We start from the raw sequence: 22,845 nt of genomic DNA, 5'->3' as shown, positions 1-22,845 counted from the left end.
GGTCTTCCACTGGTCAATCACGCGAGAGCTTCGCACCACCCTTGGGGCGGATGTATGTCGGCATGCCAATCATGCCGGCTCGCACTGCATTCAAGATGGATTCCTCGATGGCACCCGCGTCCATGATGCTTTGATACTCGCCGTCCACGAAGTTGATGTTGGCGCCATGGACCACCATGAAGCCTTCCGCCGCTTCGGTGGCATTCGACGGCACGGCGAACGTATGGATCGAGCCACCGGGTTCATAAAGATAGCTGCCGGCGGTCTGCGGATCCTCGGGGTACTCGAGATAGTTCCAGGCGCCCTTCGTGGTGAAGAAATGCACTGTCCCCGTATGAAAATGCGCTGGAAGCTGGGTGCCGGGTTCGAAGCGCCCGTAGAGCACCCAGATGCCATGCTCCCGATCCAGAAATAACGGCGTGATGGTCACGCCTTCGCTCTCCGTGGGGAGTGCGGGTTCAACGTTGATGTTGACCGTCAACAAGCGGTCCTGGTGAGTAGTAACTTCCGGAAGTGGCATTGCGTCTTGTCTCCTGCAGGGTGTCGATGATTCTGTTGTGAGCGGAATTATGGTGACGTGCAGCGCGGAAATCTGTCGCGCCTTGGCAGTTCCGCGTCAGTGCTTTCCCGGGAGCGAGCGTCCATGGTGGTGCTCGCAGCGAACGACAAGGGGAAATCCCTCACGCTGAAACGCCCAAAGGCGACAGTCCAGTCTTCTCTGAATGTCGATAATCGGCATACGGGCCCAAAGAACAAGAAGCGGCCCACAGAAGAATGGAGACATACGATGCAAAGCTCTGGAAGGCCCTTACGTTCCTCGAGTACGGATGACAAGATATTCAGGAAAATCATGTGGCGTCTCATGCCGATCCTGTGCGTCTGCTACGTGTTCAACTATCTCGACCGAACCAATGTCGGATATGCCCAGTTGCAGATGAAGGAAATCCTGCAGTTCAGCGATGCGGTCTTCGGGCTGGGTGCGAGCGTCTTCTTTGTCGGATACGCGCTTTTCGAAGTACCGAGCAACATGCTCATGGCGCGAATCGGTGTGCGTGGCACGCTGTTGCGCATACTGTGTCTTTGGGGGATCGCCTCTGCGGCGATGGTGTTCGTGCGTACCCCGACGCAGTTTTATGTCCTGCGTTTTCTCGTTGGCGTCTTTGAAGCGGGCTTCGCTCCTGGAGTGCTCTACTACTTGACGCTCTGGTTTCCCCAGCAGCGCCTGGCGCAGGTGACGGCGATCTTCTTCATGTCCTTCAGCGTTGCCCCGATTGTCGCGGGGCCGACGGCAGGCGCGATCATGACGTATCTGGACGGCACGTCAGGCCTGCACGGCTGGCAATGGCTCTATATCCTTGAAGGAATACCCTGCATCGCCCTGGGTATCGCAGCATTTCTCATCCTGCCAAATCGCCCCATTGACGCGCCCTGGCTGAGTACACAGGAGAAGGCGCGCATTGGCGAGTTACTCGGCGCGGTAAGTGCCACAACCGCCGGGCACGGCGCTGGGCTTCGCGACGTCATCAAGGATGCGCGAGTCTGGGCGCTTGGAATCGTGGCCTTTCTCGTACTGCTAGGCATCTATGCGCTCGCATTCTGGAAGCCAACCATACTGAAGGGAATGGGTCTTACGATCATGCAGGTCGGTCTCTACTCCGCGATCCCGGCGATCGCGGGCGTGACTTCCGCAATCGTGCTGGGTCGTCATTCGGATCGGACAGGGGAGCGCAGGTGGCATTTCGCAGTGGCCGCAATCGTTGCAGCGACGGGTCTTATGCTGACGACGCTGTTCCCCACCAGGCCCGGTGCTGCAATTCTTTGCCTCGCACTCAGCTCTGCAGGGACATCCCTAGCCTATGTCGTCGTGTGGTCGATGCCGAGTACTGTTCTGAGTGGGCGCAGTACAGCCGGAGGTATCGCGTTGATCAGTACGGTAGCAGCGACGGCGGGCATCGTCGCACCTGCCGCAGTTGGCGCGATCAAGTCCGCTACGGGTGGCTTCATCGTCAGCCTGTACCTCTTCTTGAGTTCCGCGCTCATCGTGGCGGCAGTTGTCTTTCTGTGGACATTCCGTACACATCGGGCCTATCACCGTCCGACGCCTCTTTCCGAGGCGCACTAGCCTCAGCGGCACTGGGGTCATTGGCTTGAAATATGAAAGGTCGCTGGCTATCATTCTCAAAATGAGAAATATGGATCTGGATGACCTTCACATCTTCCGGTGCGTCGTTCGGGAGGGCGGGATAGCGCGGGCAGCCAGTCGGCTTAACCGCGTGCCATCCAACGTCACCACCCGTATGAAGCAGCTTGAGGACAGGCTGGGTGTATCGCTGTTTCGGCGCCAGGGGCGCACTCTGACGCTCACGGAGTCCGGGCGAATCCTGCTTGGGCATGCGGATCGACTACTGGAAATGGCGGACCTCGCCGAGCAGGAGGTCGCCAGCGGCGCCGTGCGAGGCACATTGAGGCTGGGTTCGCTTGAGAGCACCGCTGGCGCTCGGCTGCCGCCACTGCTGTCTTCCTTCCATCTTCAGTTTCCGGAAATGTCGATCGAACTGCAGTCTGGCATTACGGACGTACTGTTGCGCATGCTGGATCGACATGAGATAGACGCGGCTTTCGTGGCGGAGCCCTTCGAGTTGGGACGGCTCTCCAGCCTGCCGGTTTATGACGAAGAGTTGACCTTGATCTCCGCCAAGGGCGACTCCAGGATCCGTGGCGCTCAAGACCTCGACGGCAAGACGATCGTAGTGTTCCCGCATGGCTGTTCCTACCGTCGTCGGCTGACCGAATGGCTGGCAGCGGAAGGCGTCACACCCGGAAGGATATTGGAGTTCGGCTCATATCATGCGATCGTCGCGTGCGTCGCGGCAGCCACGGGCGTTGGCATCATCTCCGCAGAGATGCTGGACCGGGCAGTTCTCGGGACTGAGGTGCAGCGCCACCCGCTGCCCGGCAAACTTCGTATCAATCGGACGCATCTGGTGTGGTCCGGCGACGCGAGTCCACCTCTGCAAGCGCTCATGAGCCTATTACCCAGGCTGTCGGCCAATAAGCGACGCCGCTCCTGACGGTGATGCCAGTTCTCGTTTCGAGAATGAGGTTCTCAATAATTCAATTTTCAAGATCATCAGACGAACCTAGACTGAGGCTTTTCCACGGCGATTCAGATGCCTCCCCAGTCACCCAAGCCCGTTCTTCTCATCCAGGCAGGTACGCCGCCTGAAGACATTCGCAAGCGCGAAGGGGATTTGCCAGCCTGGTTCAGGCAAGCGCTGGGCCAGCAAGCCAACGATATGGAGATCGTCCGCGTGTTCGAGGGTGAATCCCTGCCCGAACCGGGGGCGCATAGAGCGGCGATTATCACCGGCTCCTGGGCGATGGTTACTGACCGACTTGGTTGGAGCGAAGCGACTGCGGACTGGATTCGGCGGGCTATGGACATCGGCATGCCGATGTTCGGCATTTGCTACGGACACCAGGTGATGGCGCACGCCCTGGATGGAGAGGTTGGCTATCATCCTGCCGGCCTCGAAGTGGGCTGCCAGGAGATAGCGTTGCTTCCCTGTGCAAAGTCTGACCCGCTTGCTGGTCTTCTGCCTTCGCGCTTCAAGGCACACCTCACGCATCTGCAAACTGTGCTGAAGCCGCCGTCCGGCGCTGCAGTGCTGGCCAGATCGTCACATGACGCGCATCAAATTCTGCGCTACGGTCCTCATGCGGTGTCGACCCAGTTCCATCCCGAGTTCACGCCGAGCATTTCGGCCGCCTGCGTGACGCATCGCGCCGCGATGTTGCGCAGCGAAGGCCGAGATCCCGAGGCGGTGTTGAGTGCGCTGGAAGAGACCCCCTTTGCTCAGGGCCTTCTCAGGCGCTTCCTCAAGCGCTACGCGTGCGAAGCGCCAGCCCTCACTGCCGTTTGATAAGGGGAACATCTCGTATGACACTAAAGAAAATTGGTCTGATCGGCGGCATGAGCTTCGAAGGGACGGCCGTGTACTACCGCAAGATCAACGAAGCAGTAAACCGTGCGCTTGGTGAGTTGAACTCGGCTGAGATCCTGCTGGACTCCGTCAACTTTCAGGACATCGTGGCGATGCAGAAGAGCAACCGCTGGGATGAAGCCGGCATTCGGTTGGCAAAGGCTGCACGCAACTTGAAAGCAGGCGGTGCAGAGTGCGTGGTGATGTGTGCGGTCACCATGCACCTGGTGGCCGATGCCGTCGCCCAGGCGACTGATTTGCCGTTCATCCACATCGTCGATGAAATGGCGAAGCGCCTGAAGAGCGCCGGCCACACCAGGCCGTTGTTGATTGCCACGCGCTACACCATGGAGAATGGTTTCTATCCGGCGAGAATGACGCCGCATGGCAACGAGGTCATGGTGCCCGATGCGGCTGATCGCTCCCGCATCCACAACATCATCTTTGATGAGCTGAGTGTCGGAAAAATTCTTAATTCCTCTCGCAATGAGTTGGTGTCGATCATTGAGAAGGCCAAGCAGCACGGTGCGGATTCCGTTATCTTCGGCTGTACGGAAATCTGCATGATCCTGAAGACGGACGAGTTGCCGCTCCCTGGCTTTGACTCGACCGCCGTCCATGCAGAGGCAGCCGTCGAATTTTCCTTGGGCGTGACAATGGGCGATGGGGCCTAGTTTGCCCCTCTAACGTGAAATATTGCGGAGAGGCGGAGGGCCGTTACGGGGCAGCAAAGGGACGTCCGTCAGAAGTAACCCATCAGACCGCTATTGGCCGGGAAGCGACGATTCTCTTGTCATGTCTGGTCCTTACGCGAGATCCCGGCAGCTTGCAGTGGCCATCGGCGGTCCTGTGCAGATGCGCCCTCTGGATTGCTGGCACGGGTCACGGAAAGTCCGCCAGTCGAATGGTTCGCATCGTATCGAATTGCGCACCGTGTTGCGGGCATACACCGCCAAGTAGCCAGCCATACGACACGCTCAACCGGTCGATTTCGGCATGCCGGCCACGCGCAATTCAAAACACAACGTGGTCCCGCCGGCGCCTTCGACCAGCCTTACCTGGCTATGGTTGAGCTGCAGCATGCGCTGCACGATCAGCAGCCCCAGCCCGCCGCCGCGGTGCGCGCCGCCCGACGGGAACGGGCGCTGGAAGATCGATTCGCGTAACGCCGGCGGAATGCCGGGCCCATTGTCGCTGACGGTCACCGCTACTTTGCCGTCCCGATACTCCAGGTCGACTTCGACCACGCCTTCCGCCGGCGTGTGCCGGATGGCGTTGTCGAGCAGATTGGTCAGCACGCGCTCGATCATGCCGAGGTCGGCCGTCACGGCCGGCAAGGCCGGTGGCACACCCGCACGCAGTTGAAGATGCTTGGCCTGCGCCGGCAGCGCAAATTTCTCGAGCACATCCTGGGTCAGGTCGACGATCGAGAAATCCTCCGGAGCCGGCTGGACCATGCCGTGTTCCAGCCGCGCCAGTTCGAACAGCGACTGCGCCAGACCGCCAACCTTGACGCTTTGCGCCAGCGCGATCGCCAGGTAGCGCTGGCGTTCTTCGGGGCCGAGCTTGTCGGCCTTGAGCGACAGCGTTTCCAGATAGCCGTGCAGCGACGCCAGCGGCGTGCGCAGGTCGTGCGAGATATTGGCGACCATCTCGCGGCGCTCCTGATCCTGCTGCGTCAATGTGCGCCACTGCGCTTCGATGCGATCCGCCATTTGGCGGAACGCGGTTTCCAGCGCGGCGATCTCGTCGCGCTGCTCAGGCGCCGTCACCGGCAACATCGCAGGTTGCGGGACGCCGCCGGAATTGAACTGCCGCATCGCTTGCGTCAGCCGCCGGAGCGGCCTGGTGATCAGCGCAAAGGCGACCAGGCCCGCGACCAAGCCGAGCGCCGCCACGAGCGCCATCGACCACAGCGTGGTCCGCAGCACGGAATTCTCCGTCGCCTGCGCCGCCAGCTTGTCGTGGGTCTCGCCCATCAGCACCACGTAGATGTAGCCACCCTGCCGCAGCGGTGCCGCGCTGAAGACCTTGCGGGCCGTCGCGCTGCGCGGATCGTCGCCGAGGACAGGCAGCGCGCCGCCATCGATCAGCGCCTTGACCGGTGCCAGGTCAACGCGGTCCCGGATCAGATGGCCACTTGGCGCATCGTGGCCGCGAATGAGGCCGGTATCGTCGAGCAGATAGACTTCCACGCTCGGATTCAAGACCATCAGTTGCCCGAACAACTGGCGCAGTGCCTCCGGGTCAAGCGCACTCTGGTCCGCCAGCAGCGCATTGCGGCCGATGTATGCAGCCAGCCCGCGCGACAAGCCCTGGACCACTTCCTTCTCGTGCATGGCATTGGAGCGGACCTGCAGCCAGGCTGAGGCGCCGCAACAGGCCAGCAGGAGGGCGGCGAAGACTGCGGACAGCCGCTGGGTCAGCGAAAGATTCATCATGGCTCTCCCGCGCCGGTAGTGCCGACCGCGCCAGGCTCGGCCGCGAACCGATAGCCGCGCCGCCACACCGTCAGGATGCGCTGCGGCTGCGCCGGATCCGCTTCGATCTTGGTGCGCAGCCGGTTGATATGCGTATTCACCGTATGCTCGTAGCCTTCGTGCTGGTAGCCCCACACCGCGTTGAGCAGATCCATCCGCGAAAATACCTTGCCGGGATGTTGCGCGAAGAAGTACAGCAGGTCGAACTCGCGCGGCGTCAGGTCGAGCCGCTTGCCGTCGACCGTGGCCTCGCGCGCCAGCGGATCGATCGTCAGGCCGCCAAGTTCGAGGGTGCCGGCGTCCGCGCGCATGTCCCTGGCCATTGCCTCGACGCGCCGCAGCAGCGCCTTGACGCGCGCCACCAGTTCCAGAACGGAGAATGGCTTGGCCAGATAATCGTCTGCACCCAGCTCCAGGCCGAGGATGCGATGCACTTCGCTGGAACGCGCGCTGGTGATGATGATCGGCGTGTAGCGCGTCATCGCGCGAGCGCGTCGGCAGATCTCGAGGCCATCCACGCCGGGCAGCATCAGGTCCAGCACCAGCGCGTCCCAGCCGCCTTGCTCCAGGAGCCGCAGGCCTTCGGCACCGTCGGCGCTGTGGACGACCTCGTAGCGCTCATCGCGCAGATGCATGGCCAGCACGTTGGCGATGCCGACGTCGTCCTCGACGAGCAGAATGCGTTTGAGGTGTTCCATGTACGGTTCGCCGGTCGGTCGTCGACCGGCCGGAAATAGTCGCCGGTAATACCACCATTGTGCAGAAATCCTGCCACCGAGTTATCACGGATTGTTTAAGGTTTGGCGAGGACTCCGATACGGCCTCGCGCCTAGGATGCTGTCACGACCGGTTCAATCAGCATGGGAGTCCGTCATGCGCATCAGCAGGCGCTTTTTATTGTCCGGCGGCACCCTGGCCGCCACGCTCGCCGCCGTGGGCGGCTGGCGCGCGCTGGCAGGCGGCACGCCCGGTGCTGGCGACACCCGCAAGGCCGCGGAGCGCTTTGAGGTCACCCTGAGCGACGACGCGTGGCGCCAGAAGCTGTCCCCGGCCCAGTATGCAGTGCTGCGCAACGCGGCCACTGAGCGTCCCTTCAGCAGCCCGCTCAACGACGAGCACCGCAACGGCATCTTTGCCTGTGCCGGTTGCGCGCTCGACTTGTTCTCTTCGAAGACCAAGTTCGACAGCGGTACCGGCTGGCCCAGCTTCTGGGCACCGCTGGAGCATGCCGTGGCCACCACCGAGGACCGCACGTTCGGCATGCTGCGCACCGAGGTCCATTGCCGGCGCTGCGGAGGTCACCTGGGGCACGTCTTCGACGACGGCCCCAAGCCGACCGGCCTGCGCTATTGCATGAACGGCGTCGCCATGACATTCCGGTCCGTCGCCTGAAGCCCTCCTGACCGCACACACCACATCATGCTGCTCCTGATCCTGGCCTATCTCGGCGGTGCGCTCACCATCCTGAGCCCATGCATCCTCCCCGTACTGCCGTTCGTGTTCGCCCGCGCCGACCAGCCCTTTGTGCGCAGCGGCCTGCCGCTGCTGGCTGGCATGGGCATCACGTTCGCGTTCGTGGCCACGCTGGCGGCGGTGGGCGGCGGCTGGGTCGCGCAGGCCAACCAATATGGTCGCTGGCTCGCCATTGCGCTGCTGGCCGTGTTTGGCCTGACGCTGCTGCTGCCACGGTTTGCCGAGCGGCTGATGCGCCCGCTGGTCAACGCCGGTAGCCGCCTGTCCAACTTCGCGCACTCCGATGGCCGCGCGGCCAGTCCCGGATCGTCGTTCCTGCTTGGCATCGCCACGGGACTCCTCTGGGCGCCCTGCGCGGGACCGATCCTCGGCCTCGTGCTGACTGGCGCGGCACTGCAAGGCGCCAATCTCGGCACCACGCTGCTGCTGATGGCGTATGCGGCCGGTGCGGCGACGTCGCTGGCGGTCGCCCTGCTGATCGGCGGACGCGTATTTGCGGCCATGAAGCGTTCGCTCGACGCGGGCGAATGGATTCGCCGCGGAATCGGCGTCGCCATGCTGGTCGGGGTGGTGGCGATCGGCCTGGGTCTCGATACCGGCGTGCTGGCGCGTGTGTCGACGATTGCCACGGGCGGACTGGAGCAGCACCTCATCGACAAGCTGGCCGGGAACAACCCTGACGGGAAGCAGGGCGGCGCGATGATGATGAGCGCGAACCCGGAAAGCACGGTACCGGACGCAACGCCCGCCGCGAGTGCGGGCGCGATGATGATGCGCGCCCGCGCGGGCCAGGCTGCGGCGTTGCCGGTCGAAGGCCAGTTTCCGGGACTCAACGGTGCCGTCGAATGGCTGAACTCGCCGCACCTGACCGCCGAGGGCCTGCGCGGCAAGGTCGTGCTGGTCGACTTCTGGACCTACTCCTGCATCAACTGCCTGCGCACGCTGCCCTACGTGAAGGCATGGGCCGACAAATACAAGGAGCAGGGGCTCGTCGTCATCGGCGTCCACGCACCGGAATTCGCGTTTGAACGCAATATCGACAACGTGAAGAAAGCCACACGCGATCTCGGCGTGACCTACCCCGTGGCGATCGACAACAACTTCGCCATCTGGCGCGCGTTCGGCAACCAGTACTGGCCCGCGCACTACTTCATTGACGCGCAGGGCCGTATCCGCTTCCACCATTTCGGCGAGGGGGAATACAAACGCTCCGAAACCGTGATCCGCCAACTGCTGGCAGAAGCCGGCCACGCCGATGTGGCGACGACTGCGATGGCCACGCCGTCCACGTCAAACGAGAAGGCCGGGAATAGCATGCATATGGGCGTACAGATGGCGGCGGACAACAGTGCGATGCGGTCGCCGGAAACCTACGTTGGCTACGAACGCGCGGAGAACTTCGGCTCGCCTGGCGGCGCAGTGCGCGACCGGCCGAAGGACTACACGGCCCCCGCGAAGCTCGAACTGAACGAGTGGGGCCTTGCGGGCAACTGGCGCATCGGCGCGGAGCACGCCACGCTTGACCGCACCAACGGCCGCATCGTCTACCGCTTCCACGCACGCGACCTGCACCTCGTGCTCGGTCCGGCTCAGGACGGCAAACCGGTCAGGTTTCGCGTGACGATTGACGGCACCGCACCGGGCGCGTCGCACGGCACCGACACCTCGCCGGATGGATACGGCGAGGTATCGGCCCAGCGCCTCTACCAACTGGTGCGGCAGGACGGCGAGATCAGGGACCGCACGTTTGCCATCGAATTCCTCGATCCCGGCGTGGAGGCCTATGCCTTCACATTCGGCTAACCCATTGAAACCAGGGAACCTCATCATGAACGCGACTGCAGGACTGCGGCACTGGACGCGCCCCGCCACGCTCAAGCTCGTCGGCGTGGCCATGCTGGTGGCCGTTGCCGCCATCTGGGAGCGGCCCGCACTGTCCGCCGAGGAAGCCGTACGCATCCCCGCTCCCACACAGGACGAGAAACCCGGCGACGCCCATACCGCGACCGCCGTGTTTGCCGGCGGCTGCTTCTGGGGCGTCCAGGGCGTATTCCAGCACGTGCGCGGCGTCACGCGCGTCACGTCGGGCTACGCCGGCGGCACCGCCAGCACAGCGCAGTACGAAAAGGTAGGCACGGGCACGACCGGCCACGCGGAATCCGTCGAGATCCGCTACGATCCGGCGCAAGTCAGCTACGGCAAGTTGCTGCAAGTCTTTTTCTCGGTGGCGCACAACCCGACCCAGCTCAACTACCAGGGGCCCGATCACGGCACGCAGTACCGGTCCGCGATCTTCCCGGTCACGCCGGCACAGCGCACGATTGCCGAAGCCTATATTGCCCAGCTTGGCGCAGCCAGGGTATTCCGGGCACCCATCGTGACGCGTGTGGAAGATTACAAGGGGTTCTATTCGGCGGAAGCCCATCATCAGGACTTCCTGACGAAGAATCCGAACCATCCGTACATCATGATCTATGACCTGCCCAAGATCGGCAATCTGAAGCAGGTCTTTCCCGATGTCTATCGCAACGATCCTGTGTTGCTGAATAAATCCGGTGCCTGACACCGCAGTGCGGGCGGTTCCGCACTCTTCTCAGCATGACAGGACGCGCTTTGCGCATGCCGTGTCGGGTCGACAGGGAGGGCGGTCTGTTGCCGACCGAGGGTGTGTGAAAACGTCTCGATCACCTAGACTGGATCAACGCATTCAGATTGGGGGACCGGATGAAGCGATTCATAGAGGGAGAAGACCGCAAGCAAGCTACGCTGCTTCCAGAGTGCCTCGATGATTTCATCGCCGAGGATAACCCCGCCAGGATCATTGACGCGTTTGTTGAAGAGTTGGATCTCGAGTCGCTCGAGTTCGAAGGTGCCAATCCTTCGACTACAGGTCGCCCCTCATATCATCCTGCCGTCCTGCTGAAGATATACATCTATGGCTACCTCAACCGGGTCCAGTCCAGCCGCCGTCTGGAGCGCGAATGCCAACGCAATATAGAGCTGATGTGGCTTACCGGTCGACTGGCGCCGGATTTCAAGACGATTGCAGACTTCCGCCGGGATAACGGCACGGGTATTCGCAATGTCTGCCGTCGTTTCGTCGTTCTGTGCCGCGATTTAAAGTTGTTCTCGCAGGCCCTGGTCGCCATCGACGGCAGCAAGTTCAAGGCAGTCAACACGCGGGACCGCAATTTCACCGCGGGCAAGGTCGACACGCGCCAGCAGCAAATCGAGGAAAGCATCCAGCGATATCTGAGCGCCCTGGAGACTGCGGATCGCACGCAGCCAGCGGAGATAGAACTCAAGACAACTCGACTGCGCGAGAAGATTGCGCAACTGCGTCGGCAGATGCATAGCCTTGACCAGATAAAAGAAGAGCTCAAGACGCTGCCAGATGGTCAGATCTCGATGACCGATCCTGATGCGCGCTCGATGGCGACAAGTGGCAAGGGCTCTGGAATGGTCGGCTACAACGTACAGATGGCCGTAGATGCCAAGCACCATCTAATCGTCGCTCATGAGGTCACCAATATTGGCAGTGATCGGGCGCAACTCAGCTCGATGGCTCGTGCCGCTCGCGATGCGATGGGTAAGACCAGGCTTAAAGCCATAGCTGATCGTGGCTACTTCAGCGCGCAGGAGATCAAGGCATGTGCGGATACGGGAGTTGCTGCCATCTTGCCCAAGCCAACGACGTCCAGCGCGAAGGCGGGAGGTCGATTTGATCGGGCGGACTTCATCTACATTGTCCGAGACGATGAATATCAATGTCCCGCCGGTGAACGTGCGATATACCGTTTCACCAGAGAAGAACATGGACTGCAACTACGCCGCTATTGGAGTAGTGCTTGTCCTCAGTGCACCATGCGGTCTCAATGCACGCCGAGTCCGTACCGGCGCATCTCCAGGTGGGAGCATGAGGAAGTGCTGGAGGCCGTCCAGCGCCGGCTCGACAAGACGCCGGATGCAATGACGGTTCGCAGACGAACCGTCGAGCATGTCTTCGGAACCTTCAAACATTGGATGGGCTACACGCATTTCCTAACGCGTACGCTACCGAAAGTAGGTACTGAAATGAGCCTGCATGTTCTGGCGTACAACCTCAAGCGCGTCCTTCGAATTCTCGGGTTCTCGAAAACAATGAAGGCCATGCGCCTGGTGGGTGCGTAAGCACCCATTTGCGCCCAAAAAATGGGCTAAGGATCCTAGCAAAAATAACTTGAACAATTACGTCTTGCGACGAGATGTTCGAGGTTTGATGCGGTAGTTCCACTCGCCATGAAATTCGTCGCGCTCAATGGCCACGGCAGCGAGTTCGGCGTCGCTGACCTTGATACCTGCGTCGTACATGTTCTCGTCCAGTTCCGCACGCACTTTCAGCCCTTCAGCGGTACTCACGCTGCCGATGAGGTTCACTACCACCTGACGCGTCAACAGCGGTCGGCCGCGCCAGTTGTTCGTGATATGGCAGAACAGGCGATGCTCGATCTTGTTCCACTTGCTCGTACCCGGCGGAAAGTGGCACACCTGCACAGCGAAACCGAGTTCGTCGGCCAGTCGCTGCAACTGCACCCGCCACAGCCGCACACGATACCCGTTGCTGCCACCGCAGTCGGCGGTGACCAGCAGTCGCCTGGCTTTCGGATACAACGGACGGCCCATCTCCAGCCACCAGCGACGGATGCTTTGAACCGCGAACTCGGCGGTGTCGTGGTTGATGCCCACGCTGACCCAGCCCTCGTTGGCCGTCACATCATAGACGCCATACGGGGCAACCTTGCCCAGTTCATCGTCGATGAAATCGTGCACACGCGCCTGCTCGGGTTGGCCCTTGGGCTGCCATTCGCGGCCAGCGTTCTTGAAATCGCCGATCAGCTCCTTCTTTTTCGTGTCCACCGAGATGACCGGCTGACGCTGGCGCTGATACTGCGCCACCTTGTCGGCGATGTAGTGGAACTGCGCGTCGCGGTCGGGGTGCTGCGCGCCTTCGCGTGTCTTGCGCACCGATTGCAAGCTGTAGCCCGTCTGCGTCAGCAGATCGCAGATCGTGCGCTGACTCACGCGATGCCCCAGCCGGTTGAGCTCTTCGGCCAGACGGGTGGTGCTCTTGCACGTCCATCGTAGTGCTGACATCGGGTCACCCCGGCTGGTCGGCTCCACCAGTGCATCCAGGTGCTCCAACAACCTCGCATCGAGCTCAGTTAGCCTCTTGCGCCCGCCTCCCGGGGCACGAATGCGCTTGGCCGTCATGTCCCGCGTCGCTCCACCGGCCGCTTCGAGTTCGGCCAGTCCCGCATAGATCGTGGTGCGCGAGATGCCTATCGCTTTGGCCACCAGACTCACGCCCCCACGCCCCAGGCTGCGCGCTTCGGCGGCGGCCCATAGGCGCAACGTCGCCTCATCAAGGCGCGCCTGCAGGGCCCGAAACTTCGCTTCGACTGCCTCGCTGATATCCATGTGCGCATCGTATAGACGCGAGGACAACTGTTCAAGTTATTTTTGCTAGGGTCCTAAAGGTCGCCCTCAGGGGCGTATAGGGCTGTTCGCACCCGTTTCGACGTCGTCCCGCGAGCGAAATGGCCGAAAATTCGATAAGACAGGCGATGCCCCGGAGGGGATGCGCATTGGTGCGATTCGAGAGACGTTTCCACACGGCCTCGACCCATCACGGCCATCGGAATCTGCGCCTATGAATGGCCGCTCGGTATCCAGGATGCGTCATGGGAACTGGCGCGAGCTGATTTCGGCTTAGATCGCCATGACCATCTCGTGCCAGGCCATGCCGCCATGGTTCGATGGCGAACGCCTGACGTAGCTGTAGCCGAGGCGCCTGTACAAGTCGACATGCCGCTCCTTGCACATTAGATGGATAGTCTGTTTTCCGAGCCGGGCCATTTCGGACACAAAAGTACTCATCAATTGCGACGCGTAGCCCTTTCCCTGATGCACGGGGTCAACGACAACCGACATGACGACGACGTTCGGCGCCTGAGGATCGTGGCCTACCAACTCCTTGAATGACTCGTCTGACATGACCACGTTGTAGGCACATCCGCTATTGATGAAGCCAGCGATTTCGCCGTCTAGTTCCATCACAAGGAAGCCTTGCGGATACAACCCGATTCTGGTGGCGATCTTCTCATGGGTTGCCGCCTCATCGCCTTCGTAGGCGCCAATTTCAATTTGGTAGCAACGATCGGCGTCATCCGGCCTGGCCTTACGGAATGTGGGAAGAGGGAGGTCAGTCATGAGTCTGCGTGTCAATGGAGCATACGGGAACAAATGTTTCGTGCTTTGGGCGCTGCGGACAACACCGTAGCCGGAAGCTGACTCCGCCCGGTCTGGCAAATGCCAGCAACCGCCATGGATCGCCATTGCAGTGCAATGGCGTCGCGCATGGTAGGCCGAAGCCTCAGAACACTACAGCGTGAGCGGGACATCCACGCCCACAGGCGCGACATATTCCGTCATGCGCCGGCGCGACAGATCCATATGAGCCCGCACGATGTCACCTGCTGCCTCGGCATCGTGGCGCGCGATGGCATCAATGATCTCGTCGTGCTGGTCGGCCGCCTTGACCAGGTCTAGCTCCATGTCGACGGTGGTCGGATGCCGGTAGAAGATCTTCCCGAGCCGGGCATGGTCGATCAGGATGCGGCGCAGGCTCGGCATCAAATACGGGTTGTGCGCCATCCTGCCGATCTGCAGGTGAAACTGGTCATTATTGAGAACGCGATTCTCGACGTCGTTCTGATCGATGGCTTCGCGGAACCGCCGCTGGATATCCCTCAGTTCCTCGATTTCCCGCGCGGTTGCGTTCGTGGCGGCCAGTTGCGTGGTCGCGATATAGATCATCGGTGCGGCCAGGAAGAAATTCCGCAGCGACTGGTGGTTCATCGACGACACCCTCGCCGCGCGGTTGGCTTCCAGTTCGATATAGCCCTCGGCGGCCATCTGCCGCATCAGCTCCCGCACGGGCGGCCGTGACAGGCCAAATTCCTCGCTTAGCGCCAATTCGTCCACGACGGCACCTGGCGCCATTTCCATGCTGACGATCCGCCGGCGCAGCGCCTCGGCCAGCAGCGCCTTACGATCCACCGAAGCATCGGATGTTGGCGCGTCTTCCGCGCCAGCCTTGGTTCTTGCCATTTCAGGCCCCTGTCTATCAATCGTAGACATTCTATGGCATCGCGGCGAATTGGTCGCTTGTTTGTCTCTGAATATGCCTCATGAGTCACTAAAGATGATCTACACACGTTGAGCGTAAACCCTCATAGCCGTTTGTCTATCGTAGAAATATTCTTTGTCTACAAATGATAGACACAAACACGGGCGCAGCGGATGCCGAATGGCGGGCTGACCCAGGAGTGAGGGCGACATGACCAAAGTAACTTCGATACCGGCCGACGATTCCACCTGCGGCTGGTTTCACCTGAGCAGGGCGCGCAAGCCGATGCCTGCCCATTCCGGCAAGACAACCGCACGTTGGGTGATCATCGGCGCCGGCTTCACCGGCCTCGCCGCCGCCCGGCAACTGGCGCAGCGTTTTCCGAACGACAAGGTGGTGCTGGTGGAAGCGCAGGAAGTCGGATTCGGCTCATCCGGCCGGAATGCTGGCTTTGCGATCGACCTGCCGCACGACATTGGCGCCGACGACTACATCGGCGACATCGCGACGGCACGGCAATGCATGAACCTGAACCTGACCGGCCAGCGGATTCTCAAGGCGCTGGTCGACCAGTACAGCATCGACTGCCAGTTCCGGGCGTCGGGGAAATACCAGGCGGCCATCGAGGATCGCGGCATCGCGGTGCTCGACGCCTACCGCCGCGGGCTGGACAAGCTGGGCCAGCCGTACGACATGATCGAGGGCGCGGACCTGCCCGACCACATCGGCACGTCGTTCTATCGGAAGGCGCTGTTCACGCCCGGCACGGCATTGATCCAGCCGGCGGCACTGGTGAAAGGGCTGGCGGACAGCCTGCCGCCGAATGTGACGCTGCACGAGCACACGGCGATCACCGATGTGGAATACGGCGACAAGATCCTGCTGACCCATCGCGGCGGCAGCATCTGCGCCGACACGCTGATCCTGACCAACAACGCCTTCGGCCAGCGCTTCGGTTTCCTGCGCGGCACGATGCTGCCGGTGTTCACCTACGCCAGCCTGACACGTCCGCTGACGCTGGCAGAGCAGGCGCAACTGGGTGGCAAGGAGTTCTGGGGCCTGATCCCGGCCGATCCGTACGGCACCACGCTGCGCCGCACGCACGACAACCGCATCCTGGTCCGCAACAGCTTCAGCTACAACCGGGACGGTCGCAGCAATCCCACGTACCTGGAACGATTTGTCCACACGCATCGCGATTCGTTCGAGCGTCGCTTCCCGATGCTGCCCGGCGTCGAATTCGAATACACGTGGGGCGGATCGCTTGCGCTGTCGCGCAACCACATGGGCCACTTCGGCCAGCTCGCTCCCAACGTCTACGGCGCCTTGTGCTGCAACGGGCTCGGCATCACGCGCGGCACGGTGACGGGCCATCTGCTGGCCGAACACCTGGCCGGCGAGCGCAACGAACTGATCGACTTCCTGCTGTCGTCACCGGGACCGAACCGTAATCTGCCTGAGCCGATCCTGTCGATGGGCGTCAACGCCAATCTCTGGCTTGGCCAGCGCCGGGCGGGCAGGGAAGTCTGAACCGGTATGTAGCCGGTATGTAGCCGGTATGTAGCGGCGATGCCGCACCAAATTCCATAAAGCCGGGCCCAAGGCAGGCCCGGGCGATACACAGTCAACCAGGAGACAAACGGTGGCAAACAATGTGTCAATCGAGGACGTTCCTCTTAACAGCTTTCATCAACTGCTATGCATCCGCTCGGGCGGCGGCTGGCTGCTCGACGGCTACGTGCTGAGCATCATCGGCGTGGCCATGGTGCCGCTGGCTGCGGCGCTGGGCCTGAGCAGCTTCTGGCAGGGCATGGTTGCCGCGTCGGCACTGATCGGCATTTTCTGCGGCGGATTCCTGGGTGGCTTGCTGACCGGCCGGCTGGGGCGCAAGAAGCTGTACTTCGTCGGGCCGACGATTTTCGTGCTCTGTTCGCTTCTCCAGTATTGGGCGACTTCGGGGGCGGAACTGTTTTTCATGCGATTCCTGATCGGCATCGGCGTCGGCTTTGAATACCCGGTGGCCGGCGCGTTGCTGGTCGAGTTCCTGCCGAAGAAATATCGCGGCCCCCGGCTGGCGATGCTGACCATCCTGTGGTTTGCCGGCGCTGCGCTGGCCTATATCGTCGGCAATGCCTTGCTGGATTCCGGTCGAGCCGATGCCTGGCGTCTGGTCCTGGCAAGCCCGGCGATCATCGGCATGCTGCTACTGGTCATCCGCATGGGAACGCCGGAATCGCCGCGCTGGCTGCTGAGCAAGGGCCGCGCGTCGGAGGCCGAGCGCATCATCCGCAAGGTCTACGGCCCGACGTTCTCGCTGCGCAACCTGCCTGAACAGGTGGCCGAGAAGAAGGTGTCGCTGCTGGCGCTGCTGCACTCCGGCTACGGCAAGCGCATGCTGTTCGTCTCGGTGTTCTGGAGCTGCTCGGTCATTCCGGTGTTCGCGGTCTACGCCTTCGCGCCGACCGTGCTGCAAGCGTTGAACCTGAAGGGCGAATGGGCGTCGTTCGGGTCTGTGGCCATCACCATGCTGTTCGTAGTCGGCTGCATCATCGCCACGCGACTGATCAACGTTATTGGCCGGCGCAGCATGCTGATCCACAGCTTCCTGTGGTCGGGCCTGGCCCTGCTGGGGCTGGGCGCCTGCTCCGACGGCAGCCAGATGCTGGTGCTCGTGCTGTTCGGCGCCTATGCGCTGTTCATCGGCGGCGCGCAGGTACTGCAACTGGTTTATCCCAATGAGCTGTTCCCGACGGAGATCCGATCGGCGGCGGTCGGGCTCGGCGCCTCGCTGTCGCGCATCGGCGCGGCCATCGGCACCTGGCTCGTGCCGATCTCGCTGCAGACCATCGGCATCGGTCCCACGATGTATGCCGCAGCCGGCGTCACGCTGGTGGGCCTGCTCATATCGCTGCTGCTGGCCCCGGAGACTCGTTCGCTCAGTCTCCAGGAAGCGGCTTCGCTGAGCCGCTAGCGATTCACGTCCCCTTTTCCGAATTCCTGAATCTACGGAGTCATCATGAAGTTCCAAGGCATCTACACGCCCGCCATCACCCCACTGACGCCAGACGGCCAGATCGATAACGCCGCTTTTGGCGAGGTACTCGAGTCCCTGATCGAAGCCGGCGTGCACGGCATTATCATCGGCGGGTCCACTGGCGAATACTATGCGCACACCACGGAAGAGCGCCTGGCCCTGGCTGCGTTTGCCAAGGAAGTGATCGGTACCCGCGTGCCGCTGATCATCGGCACAGGTGCCGTACGCACCGAAGATTCGGTCGAATACGCCAAAGGCGCCCGTGCGATCAAGGCGGACGCCATCCTGGTCGGCTCGCCGCCCTATGCGCTGCCGACCGAAGCCGAGAACGCCATTCACGCGCTGACCGTCGACAAGGCCGCCGGCCTGCCGATCATGCTCTACAACTATCCGGGCCGGATGAGCGTGTCGATGGGGCGCGAGTTCTTTCGCATGGTCACGTCGGCCTCGAAAAACTTCGTTGCCATCAAGGAGAGCTCGGGCCAGACGTCGCAACTGCATATGCTGGCGACCGAGTTCCACGACATCGAAATTTCGTGCGGGTGGGACGACCAGGCGCTGGAATTCTTCGCCTGGGGTGCGCGAAGCTGGGTCTGCGCCGGTTCCAACTTCATTCCGCGCGAGCATATCGCGCTGTACGAAGCGTGCGTGGTCGAGAAGAACTTCGACAAGGGCCGCCGCATCATGTCGGCCATGATGCCGTTGATGGACTTCCTCGAAGGCGGCAAGTTCGTGCAATCGATCAAGCACGGCTGCACGGTGGCCGGTCTACGTGCCGGTGGCGTTCGCGCCCCGCTGCAGGACCTTGACGACGCCGAGAAGCGCCGCCTGCAGGCGATCATCGCCGAACTGAAGCGCGTGGTAGCCACCATCATCGAGGAGAAGGCGTAATGGCTCAGCTTCTGACCGCCGCTGAATACGCCGCCATCGCGGACAGGATCACGCTGCCGATGCAGGCTTTCATCGATGGCGCTTTTGTTCGCGCGGTGTCGGGCAAGACGTTCCAGACCACCAATCCGGCAACGGGCCGGGTGCTGACCGAGATCTCTGCTTGCGATGCACGCGATGTGGATATCGCTGTCGCCAAGGCGAAGGCCACCTTTGAGGATGGCCGCTGGCACCGCCAGTCGCCGGGCCAACGCAAGGCTGTGCTGCTGAAGTTTGCGGATCTGCTGGAGCAGCATGCGCACGAATTGGCGGTGATGGAAAGCCTGGACAGCGGCAAGCCGATCCGCGAATGCCAGAACACCGACGTGCCCGAGACCATCCATACGATCCGCTGGCACGCGGAACTGATCGACAAGATTTACGACAGCACGGCGCCGGTGGGATCGGCTGCGTTGTCGCTGGTGGTGCGCGAGCCGATTGGCGTGGTCGGCCTTGTGCTGCCGTGGAATTTCCCGCTGCTGATGCTGGCGTGGAAGATCGGCCCGTCGCTGGCGGCCGGATGCTCGATCGTGGTGAAGCCGGCCAAGGAGACCACGATGACCGCGCTGCGCGTGGCGGAACTGGCCCATCAGGCCGGCGTGCCGGCGGGCGTATTCAACGTGCTGCCCGGTGGCGGCAAGGAAGTGGGCGAGCCGCTGGGCATGCACATGGATGTGTCGATGGTGAGCTTTACGGGCTCCACCGCCACGGGCCGGCTGTTCCTGAAGTACGCGGCGGAATCGAATCTGAAGCGGGTTGTGCTTGAATGCGGCGGCAAGAATCCTGCCGTGGTGATGAAGGACGTCGAGGACATCGATGCCGTGGCCCAGCACGTGGTAAACGGCGCGTTCTGGAACATGGGAGAGAACTGCTCGGCGTCGTCGCGGCTGATCGTACATGCCGATATCAAGGACAAATTGCTGGCGCGCATCGGCGTGCATATGCGTGATTGGAAGATGGGCGATCCGCTCGACCCGGCACACCGGATCGGTTCGCTCATCAGCGAGGCGCATTTCCAGAAGGTGCGTTCGTATATCGAGCAGGCCGATGTGGAGAAGTTGCGCGTGGCATTTGGCGGTGGCACCACGGGCGAATCGTTCGTCGAGCCTACCGTGGTTGATGGCGTGCCCCCGGGAAGCCGCCTGTTCCGCGAGGAAATCTTCGGGCCGGTCCTGTCGGTGACCACCTTCAGCAGCACCGAAGAAGCCATCGCGCTGGCCAACGACTCCGTGTACGGGCTGGCGGCATCGGTCTACACCAGCAACCTGAGCCAGGCGATCCGGCTGTCACGCGAGATCCGCGCTGGCGTGGTGACCGTGAACTGCTTCGGCGAGGGGGACATCACCACCCCGTTCGGCGGCTACAAGGAGTCTGGCTTTGGCGGCCGCGACAAGTCGATCTGGGCGCATGACCAGTACACCGAGATCAAGACGATCTGGATTGACGTGCCGGCACCGGCCAGGTAATTTGCAGCCCCTCCCGTTCCTACCGATGGTTTTACCCACATGGCAGTCATGCAAAGAAAACAGGCAACACTGATCGGGCTTGTCGCGGTGCTCCTCTGGAGTTCGATTGTCGGCCTGATCCGCGGCGTCAGCGAGAGTTTCGGCGCCACGGGCGGGGCGGCCCTGATGTATTCGGTCGCCTCGGTGCTGCTGTGGATCTCGGTGGGCCCGGTGCGGCTGAAGGCGCTGCCACGGTCCTACCGCATCTGGGGCAGCCTGCTGTTCGTGTCGTACGAGCTGTGCCTGTCGCTGTCGATCGGCTACGCCAACACCGGCCGGCAGGCCATCGAGGTGGGCATGGTCAATTACCTGTGGCCGACCTTCACGATGGTGGCTGCCATCCTGTTCAACAGGCAGCGGGCCAACTGGCTGATCGTGCCCGGCTTTCTGGTGGCCATCCTGGGCATTACGTCGGTACTCGGCGGCGATCAGGGGCTGGATCCGGCCAGCATGGCGGCCAACGTGCGGGACAACCCTCTGAGCTACGGCCTGGCATTTGCCGGCGCGGTGATCTGGGCGGGCTACTGCACGGTGACGGCGCGGATTGCCCAGGGCAAGAATGGTGTCACGCTGTTCTTCATCCTGACGGCGCTCGCGCTGTGGGGGAAATACCTGTTCACGGGTGGCGAGATGATGGGCTTGAGCGTCAGTGGCGTCATATATCTGGCGTTGGCGGCTTGCGCCATGGGCTTCGGCTATGCGGCGTGGAACGTGGGCATCTTGCACGGCAACGTGACGGTGCTGGCCGGGGCGTCGTACTTCATCCCGGTGCTTTCGGCTGCTCTGGCTGCTGCACTGCTGAACGCGCCGTTGTCCTTTTCATTCTGGAAGGGGGCGGCGATGGTCGTCGCGGGCTCCATCCTTTGCTGGCTGGCGACGCGTGGCAAGGGTGAGCGGGCCGCGCCATCAACCGGTTCCAGTCAGACAACTTAGCAGGTCCCCCCCGGGGCAATGTACCCCAAGGAAATATCACATGAAATCGGAGAGAGACAAGCGCGCACATTGGCTGTGCATGGCAGCCCTGTGCGCGGGTTCCGCATCGGCCTCGGCGCAGAGTTCGGTGACGTTGTATGGCGTGCTCGACGAGGGCATCAATTACACCAACAACGTCGGCGGCCATAGCCAGGTAGCCATGGCCAGCGGATTTCCACATGGCAGCCGCTGGGGCCTCAAGGGCAACGAGGATCTTGGCGGCGGCACCAAGGCGATTTTCCAGCTCGAGAACGGCTTCGACGTGGACAATGGTCGCGCCTTCCAGGGCGGAGCATTGTTCGGGCGGCAGGCGTACATGGGGCTGAGCGACCAGCGCTGGGGCACGGTCACTCTTGGGCGCCAGTACGACTCCGTGGTGGACTACCTCGCGCAGACGTCGGCGGGCGGTACTTGGGGCGGCTACATGTTTGCCCACCCCTACGATAACGACAACCTGATCAACACGTTCCGCGTCAACAACACGCTCAAATACACCAGCCCCGCACTGGGCGGCGTGAAGTTTGGCGGCATGTACGGGTTCAGCAACGACCCGAAGTTCTCGAACAACCGTGTTTTCAGCGGCGGCGCGCAATACGCGAAGGACGGACTCGTGCTGGCGGCCGCGTACCTGCAGGCGGATAACCCGTCGGCCACATCCTTTGGCGCGATCAACAACGGCGGCGACCAGAACCTGCCTGGCAGCAAACTGAAGATCTGGGGCGCGGGTGGCACCTACGAGACTGGCAAGTTCCAGTTTGGCCTGTCGTACGCCAGGACCGATGTAGCGGACCCGCGCAGTTCCGCCTATGTCGGGGACATTACGCCACCGTCGGGCACGCTCAGCGCGCTGCGCTTCGACAATTTTGAGGCGAACATCAAGTACCAGCCAGCCCGGTCATACTGGTTTGGCGCGATGTACGCCTACACCCGCGCCACCTTCGATGAGACGTCAGGCAAGAAGCATCCGGTCTATCACTCGGTTGGCCTGATGGCCGACTACGTTTTCTCGAAGCGCACGGACGTCTATGTGCAGACGGTGTACCAGCACGTGGGCGGCGACAAGACCGGCAGCGTGCTCGACTCCGCCTACGTGGCAGGGGCGGCGGGGGTGGCGTCCGGCCCGAACCAGGTGATGTTCAGGCTCGGGCTCAGGCATTTCTTTTGATTGAGGGGCACTCTTATGCTGCCCCCTTTGTCTGTCAGTTGGTTGGCGCTATCGCCGGATGTTGAACGGCAGTTGCGAACGAGAATACGGCGTCAACTGCTGCCTGGGTGAGCGTCCGCTCGGGGCTGCACAGCAGAC

At 62.1% G+C, this 22,845-nt stretch carries 20 protein-coding genes; 14 read left to right on the top strand and 6 right to left on the bottom strand.

Going from position 1 to position 22,845, the window contains the following annotated elements:
• Positions 1-13: 13 nt before the first annotated feature.
• Positions 14-481: a 2,4'-dihydroxyacetophenone dioxygenase family protein gene (locus tag RS901_RS33820; protein ID WP_316154995.1), complete on the bottom strand. Its 468-nt coding sequence runs from the start codon at positions 479-481 to the stop codon at positions 14-16.
• Positions 482-643: 162 nt separating this feature from the next.
• On the opposite strand from RS901_RS33820, the gene RS901_RS33815 reads away from it, so the two are divergent.
• The 4 genes from RS901_RS33815 (at position 644) to RS901_RS33800 (ending at position 4,657) form a co-directional block, all read left to right on the top strand.
• Positions 644-2,122 carry an MFS transporter gene (locus RS901_RS33815; RefSeq protein ID WP_316154994.1) on the top strand — a complete coding sequence of 493 codons (1,479 nt, stop codon included), beginning with the start codon at positions 644-646 and terminating at the stop codon, positions 2,120-2,122.
• Between the two features lie 70 nt (positions 2,123-2,192).
• Positions 2,193-3,071, top strand: a complete 879-nt coding sequence (locus RS901_RS33810; protein ID WP_316154993.1) for a LysR family transcriptional regulator — start codon at positions 2,193-2,195, stop codon at positions 3,069-3,071.
• Positions 3,072-3,170: 99 nt separating this feature from the next.
• Entirely contained in the window at positions 3,171-3,923 is a 753-nt protein-coding gene (locus tag RS901_RS33805) for a glutamine amidotransferase (RefSeq protein ID WP_316154992.1), read from the top strand.
• 17 nt (positions 3,924-3,940) lie between these two features.
• The gene (locus RS901_RS33800; RefSeq protein WP_316154991.1) at positions 3,941-4,657 is read left to right on the top strand and encodes an aspartate/glutamate racemase family protein; all 717 of its coding nucleotides are present in this window, start codon (positions 3,941-3,943) and stop codon (positions 4,655-4,657) included.
• Between the two features lie 303 nt (positions 4,658-4,960).
• Here the strand turns inward: RS901_RS33800 and RS901_RS33795 are convergent, their stop codons facing one another.
• Together RS901_RS33795 and RS901_RS33790 are read right to left on the bottom strand one after the other, a co-directional pair.
• Complete coding sequence (locus RS901_RS33795; RefSeq protein WP_316157353.1) at positions 4,961-6,421, bottom strand: HAMP domain-containing sensor histidine kinase; 1,461 nt, start codon at positions 6,419-6,421, stop codon at positions 4,961-4,963.
• The gene (locus RS901_RS33790; protein WP_316154990.1) at positions 6,421-7,161 is read right to left on the bottom strand and encodes a response regulator transcription factor; all 741 of its coding nucleotides are present in this window, start codon (positions 7,159-7,161) and stop codon (positions 6,421-6,423) included. The genes RS901_RS33795 and RS901_RS33790 overlap by 1 nt, the downstream gene beginning before the upstream one ends.
• Positions 7,162-7,336: 175 nt before the next feature.
• Here RS901_RS33790 and msrB point away from each other — a divergent pair, with 175 nt between their 5' ends.
• The 4 genes from msrB to RS901_RS33770 all read left to right on the top strand — a co-directional run bounded on the left by msrB (position 7,337) and on the right by RS901_RS33770 (position 12,106).
• On the top strand, positions 7,337-7,855 hold the full coding sequence (gene msrB, locus RS901_RS33785) for a peptide-methionine (R)-S-oxide reductase MsrB (protein WP_316154989.1): 519 nt from the start codon (positions 7,337-7,339) through the stop codon (positions 7,853-7,855).
• A 27-nt stretch (positions 7,856-7,882) separates the two neighbouring features.
• Positions 7,883-9,739, top strand: coding sequence for a cytochrome c biogenesis protein DipZ (locus tag RS901_RS33780; protein ID WP_316154988.1), 1,857 nt, complete (start codon positions 7,883-7,885; stop codon positions 9,737-9,739).
• 25 nt (positions 9,740-9,764) lie between these two features.
• Positions 9,765-10,499, top strand: coding sequence for a peptide-methionine (S)-S-oxide reductase MsrA (msrA, locus tag RS901_RS33775; RefSeq protein ID WP_316154987.1), 735 nt, complete (start codon positions 9,765-9,767; stop codon positions 10,497-10,499).
• Between the two features lie 161 nt (positions 10,500-10,660).
• Positions 10,661-12,106 carry an IS1182 family transposase gene (locus RS901_RS33770; RefSeq protein ID WP_316154986.1) on the top strand — a complete coding sequence of 482 codons (1,446 nt, stop codon included), beginning with the start codon at positions 10,661-10,663 and terminating at the stop codon, positions 12,104-12,106.
• Positions 12,107-12,163: 57 nt separating this feature from the next.
• Here the strand turns inward: RS901_RS33770 and RS901_RS33765 are convergent, their stop codons facing one another.
• The 3 genes from RS901_RS33765 to RS901_RS33755 all read right to left on the bottom strand — a co-directional run bounded on the left by RS901_RS33765 (position 12,164) and on the right by RS901_RS33755 (position 15,085).
• Entirely contained in the window at positions 12,164-13,393 is a 1,230-nt protein-coding gene (locus tag RS901_RS33765) for an ISAzo13 family transposase (RefSeq protein WP_316149395.1), read from the bottom strand.
• 291 nt (positions 13,394-13,684) lie between these two features.
• Positions 13,685-14,185 carry a GNAT family N-acetyltransferase gene (locus RS901_RS33760; RefSeq protein WP_316154985.1) on the bottom strand — a complete coding sequence of 167 codons (501 nt, stop codon included), beginning with the start codon at positions 14,183-14,185 and terminating at the stop codon, positions 13,685-13,687.
• A 171-nt stretch (positions 14,186-14,356) separates the two neighbouring features.
• Positions 14,357-15,085: a GntR family transcriptional regulator gene (locus RS901_RS33755; RefSeq protein ID WP_316154984.1), complete on the bottom strand. Its 729-nt coding sequence runs from the start codon at positions 15,083-15,085 to the stop codon at positions 14,357-14,359.
• A gap of 229 nt (positions 15,086-15,314) precedes the next feature.
• Here RS901_RS33755 and RS901_RS33750 point away from each other — a divergent pair, with 229 nt between their 5' ends.
• From RS901_RS33750 to RS901_RS33725, 6 genes are all read left to right on the top strand, one after another.
• The gene (locus RS901_RS33750; RefSeq protein ID WP_316154983.1) at positions 15,315-16,634 is read left to right on the top strand and encodes an FAD-binding oxidoreductase; all 1,320 of its coding nucleotides are present in this window, start codon (positions 15,315-15,317) and stop codon (positions 16,632-16,634) included.
• 112 nt (positions 16,635-16,746) lie between these two features.
• Positions 16,747-18,075 (top strand): MFS transporter, encoded by a 1,329-nt coding sequence (locus RS901_RS33745; RefSeq protein WP_316154982.1) that lies wholly within the window; start codon positions 16,747-16,749, stop codon positions 18,073-18,075.
• Between the two features lie 45 nt (positions 18,076-18,120).
• The gene (locus tag RS901_RS33740; protein WP_316154981.1) at positions 18,121-19,029 is read left to right on the top strand and encodes a dihydrodipicolinate synthase family protein; all 909 of its coding nucleotides are present in this window, start codon (positions 18,121-18,123) and stop codon (positions 19,027-19,029) included.
• Positions 19,029-20,531: an aldehyde dehydrogenase gene (locus tag RS901_RS33735; RefSeq protein ID WP_316154980.1), complete on the top strand. Its 1,503-nt coding sequence runs from the start codon at positions 19,029-19,031 to the stop codon at positions 20,529-20,531. Before RS901_RS33740 ends, RS901_RS33735 begins: the two co-directional genes overlap by 1 nt.
• Positions 20,532-20,570: 39 nt before the next feature.
• A complete protein-coding gene (gene yddG / locus RS901_RS33730; protein WP_316154979.1) occupies positions 20,571-21,503 on the top strand; it encodes an aromatic amino acid DMT transporter YddG in 933 nt (310 codons plus the stop codon).
• A gap of 79 nt (positions 21,504-21,582) precedes the next feature.
• Complete coding sequence (locus RS901_RS33725; protein WP_316157352.1) at positions 21,583-22,707, top strand: porin; 1,125 nt, start codon at positions 21,583-21,585, stop codon at positions 22,705-22,707.
• Positions 22,708-22,845 lie beyond the last annotated feature (138 nt).

Origin of the sequence: Cupriavidus sp. BIC8F, from assembly GCF_032465815.1 — a bacterium.
GTDB classification, from domain to species: domain Bacteria; phylum Pseudomonadota; class Gammaproteobacteria; order Burkholderiales; family Burkholderiaceae; genus Cupriavidus; species Cupriavidus necator.
This window is presented reverse-complemented; position numbering and strand designations above follow the sequence as displayed.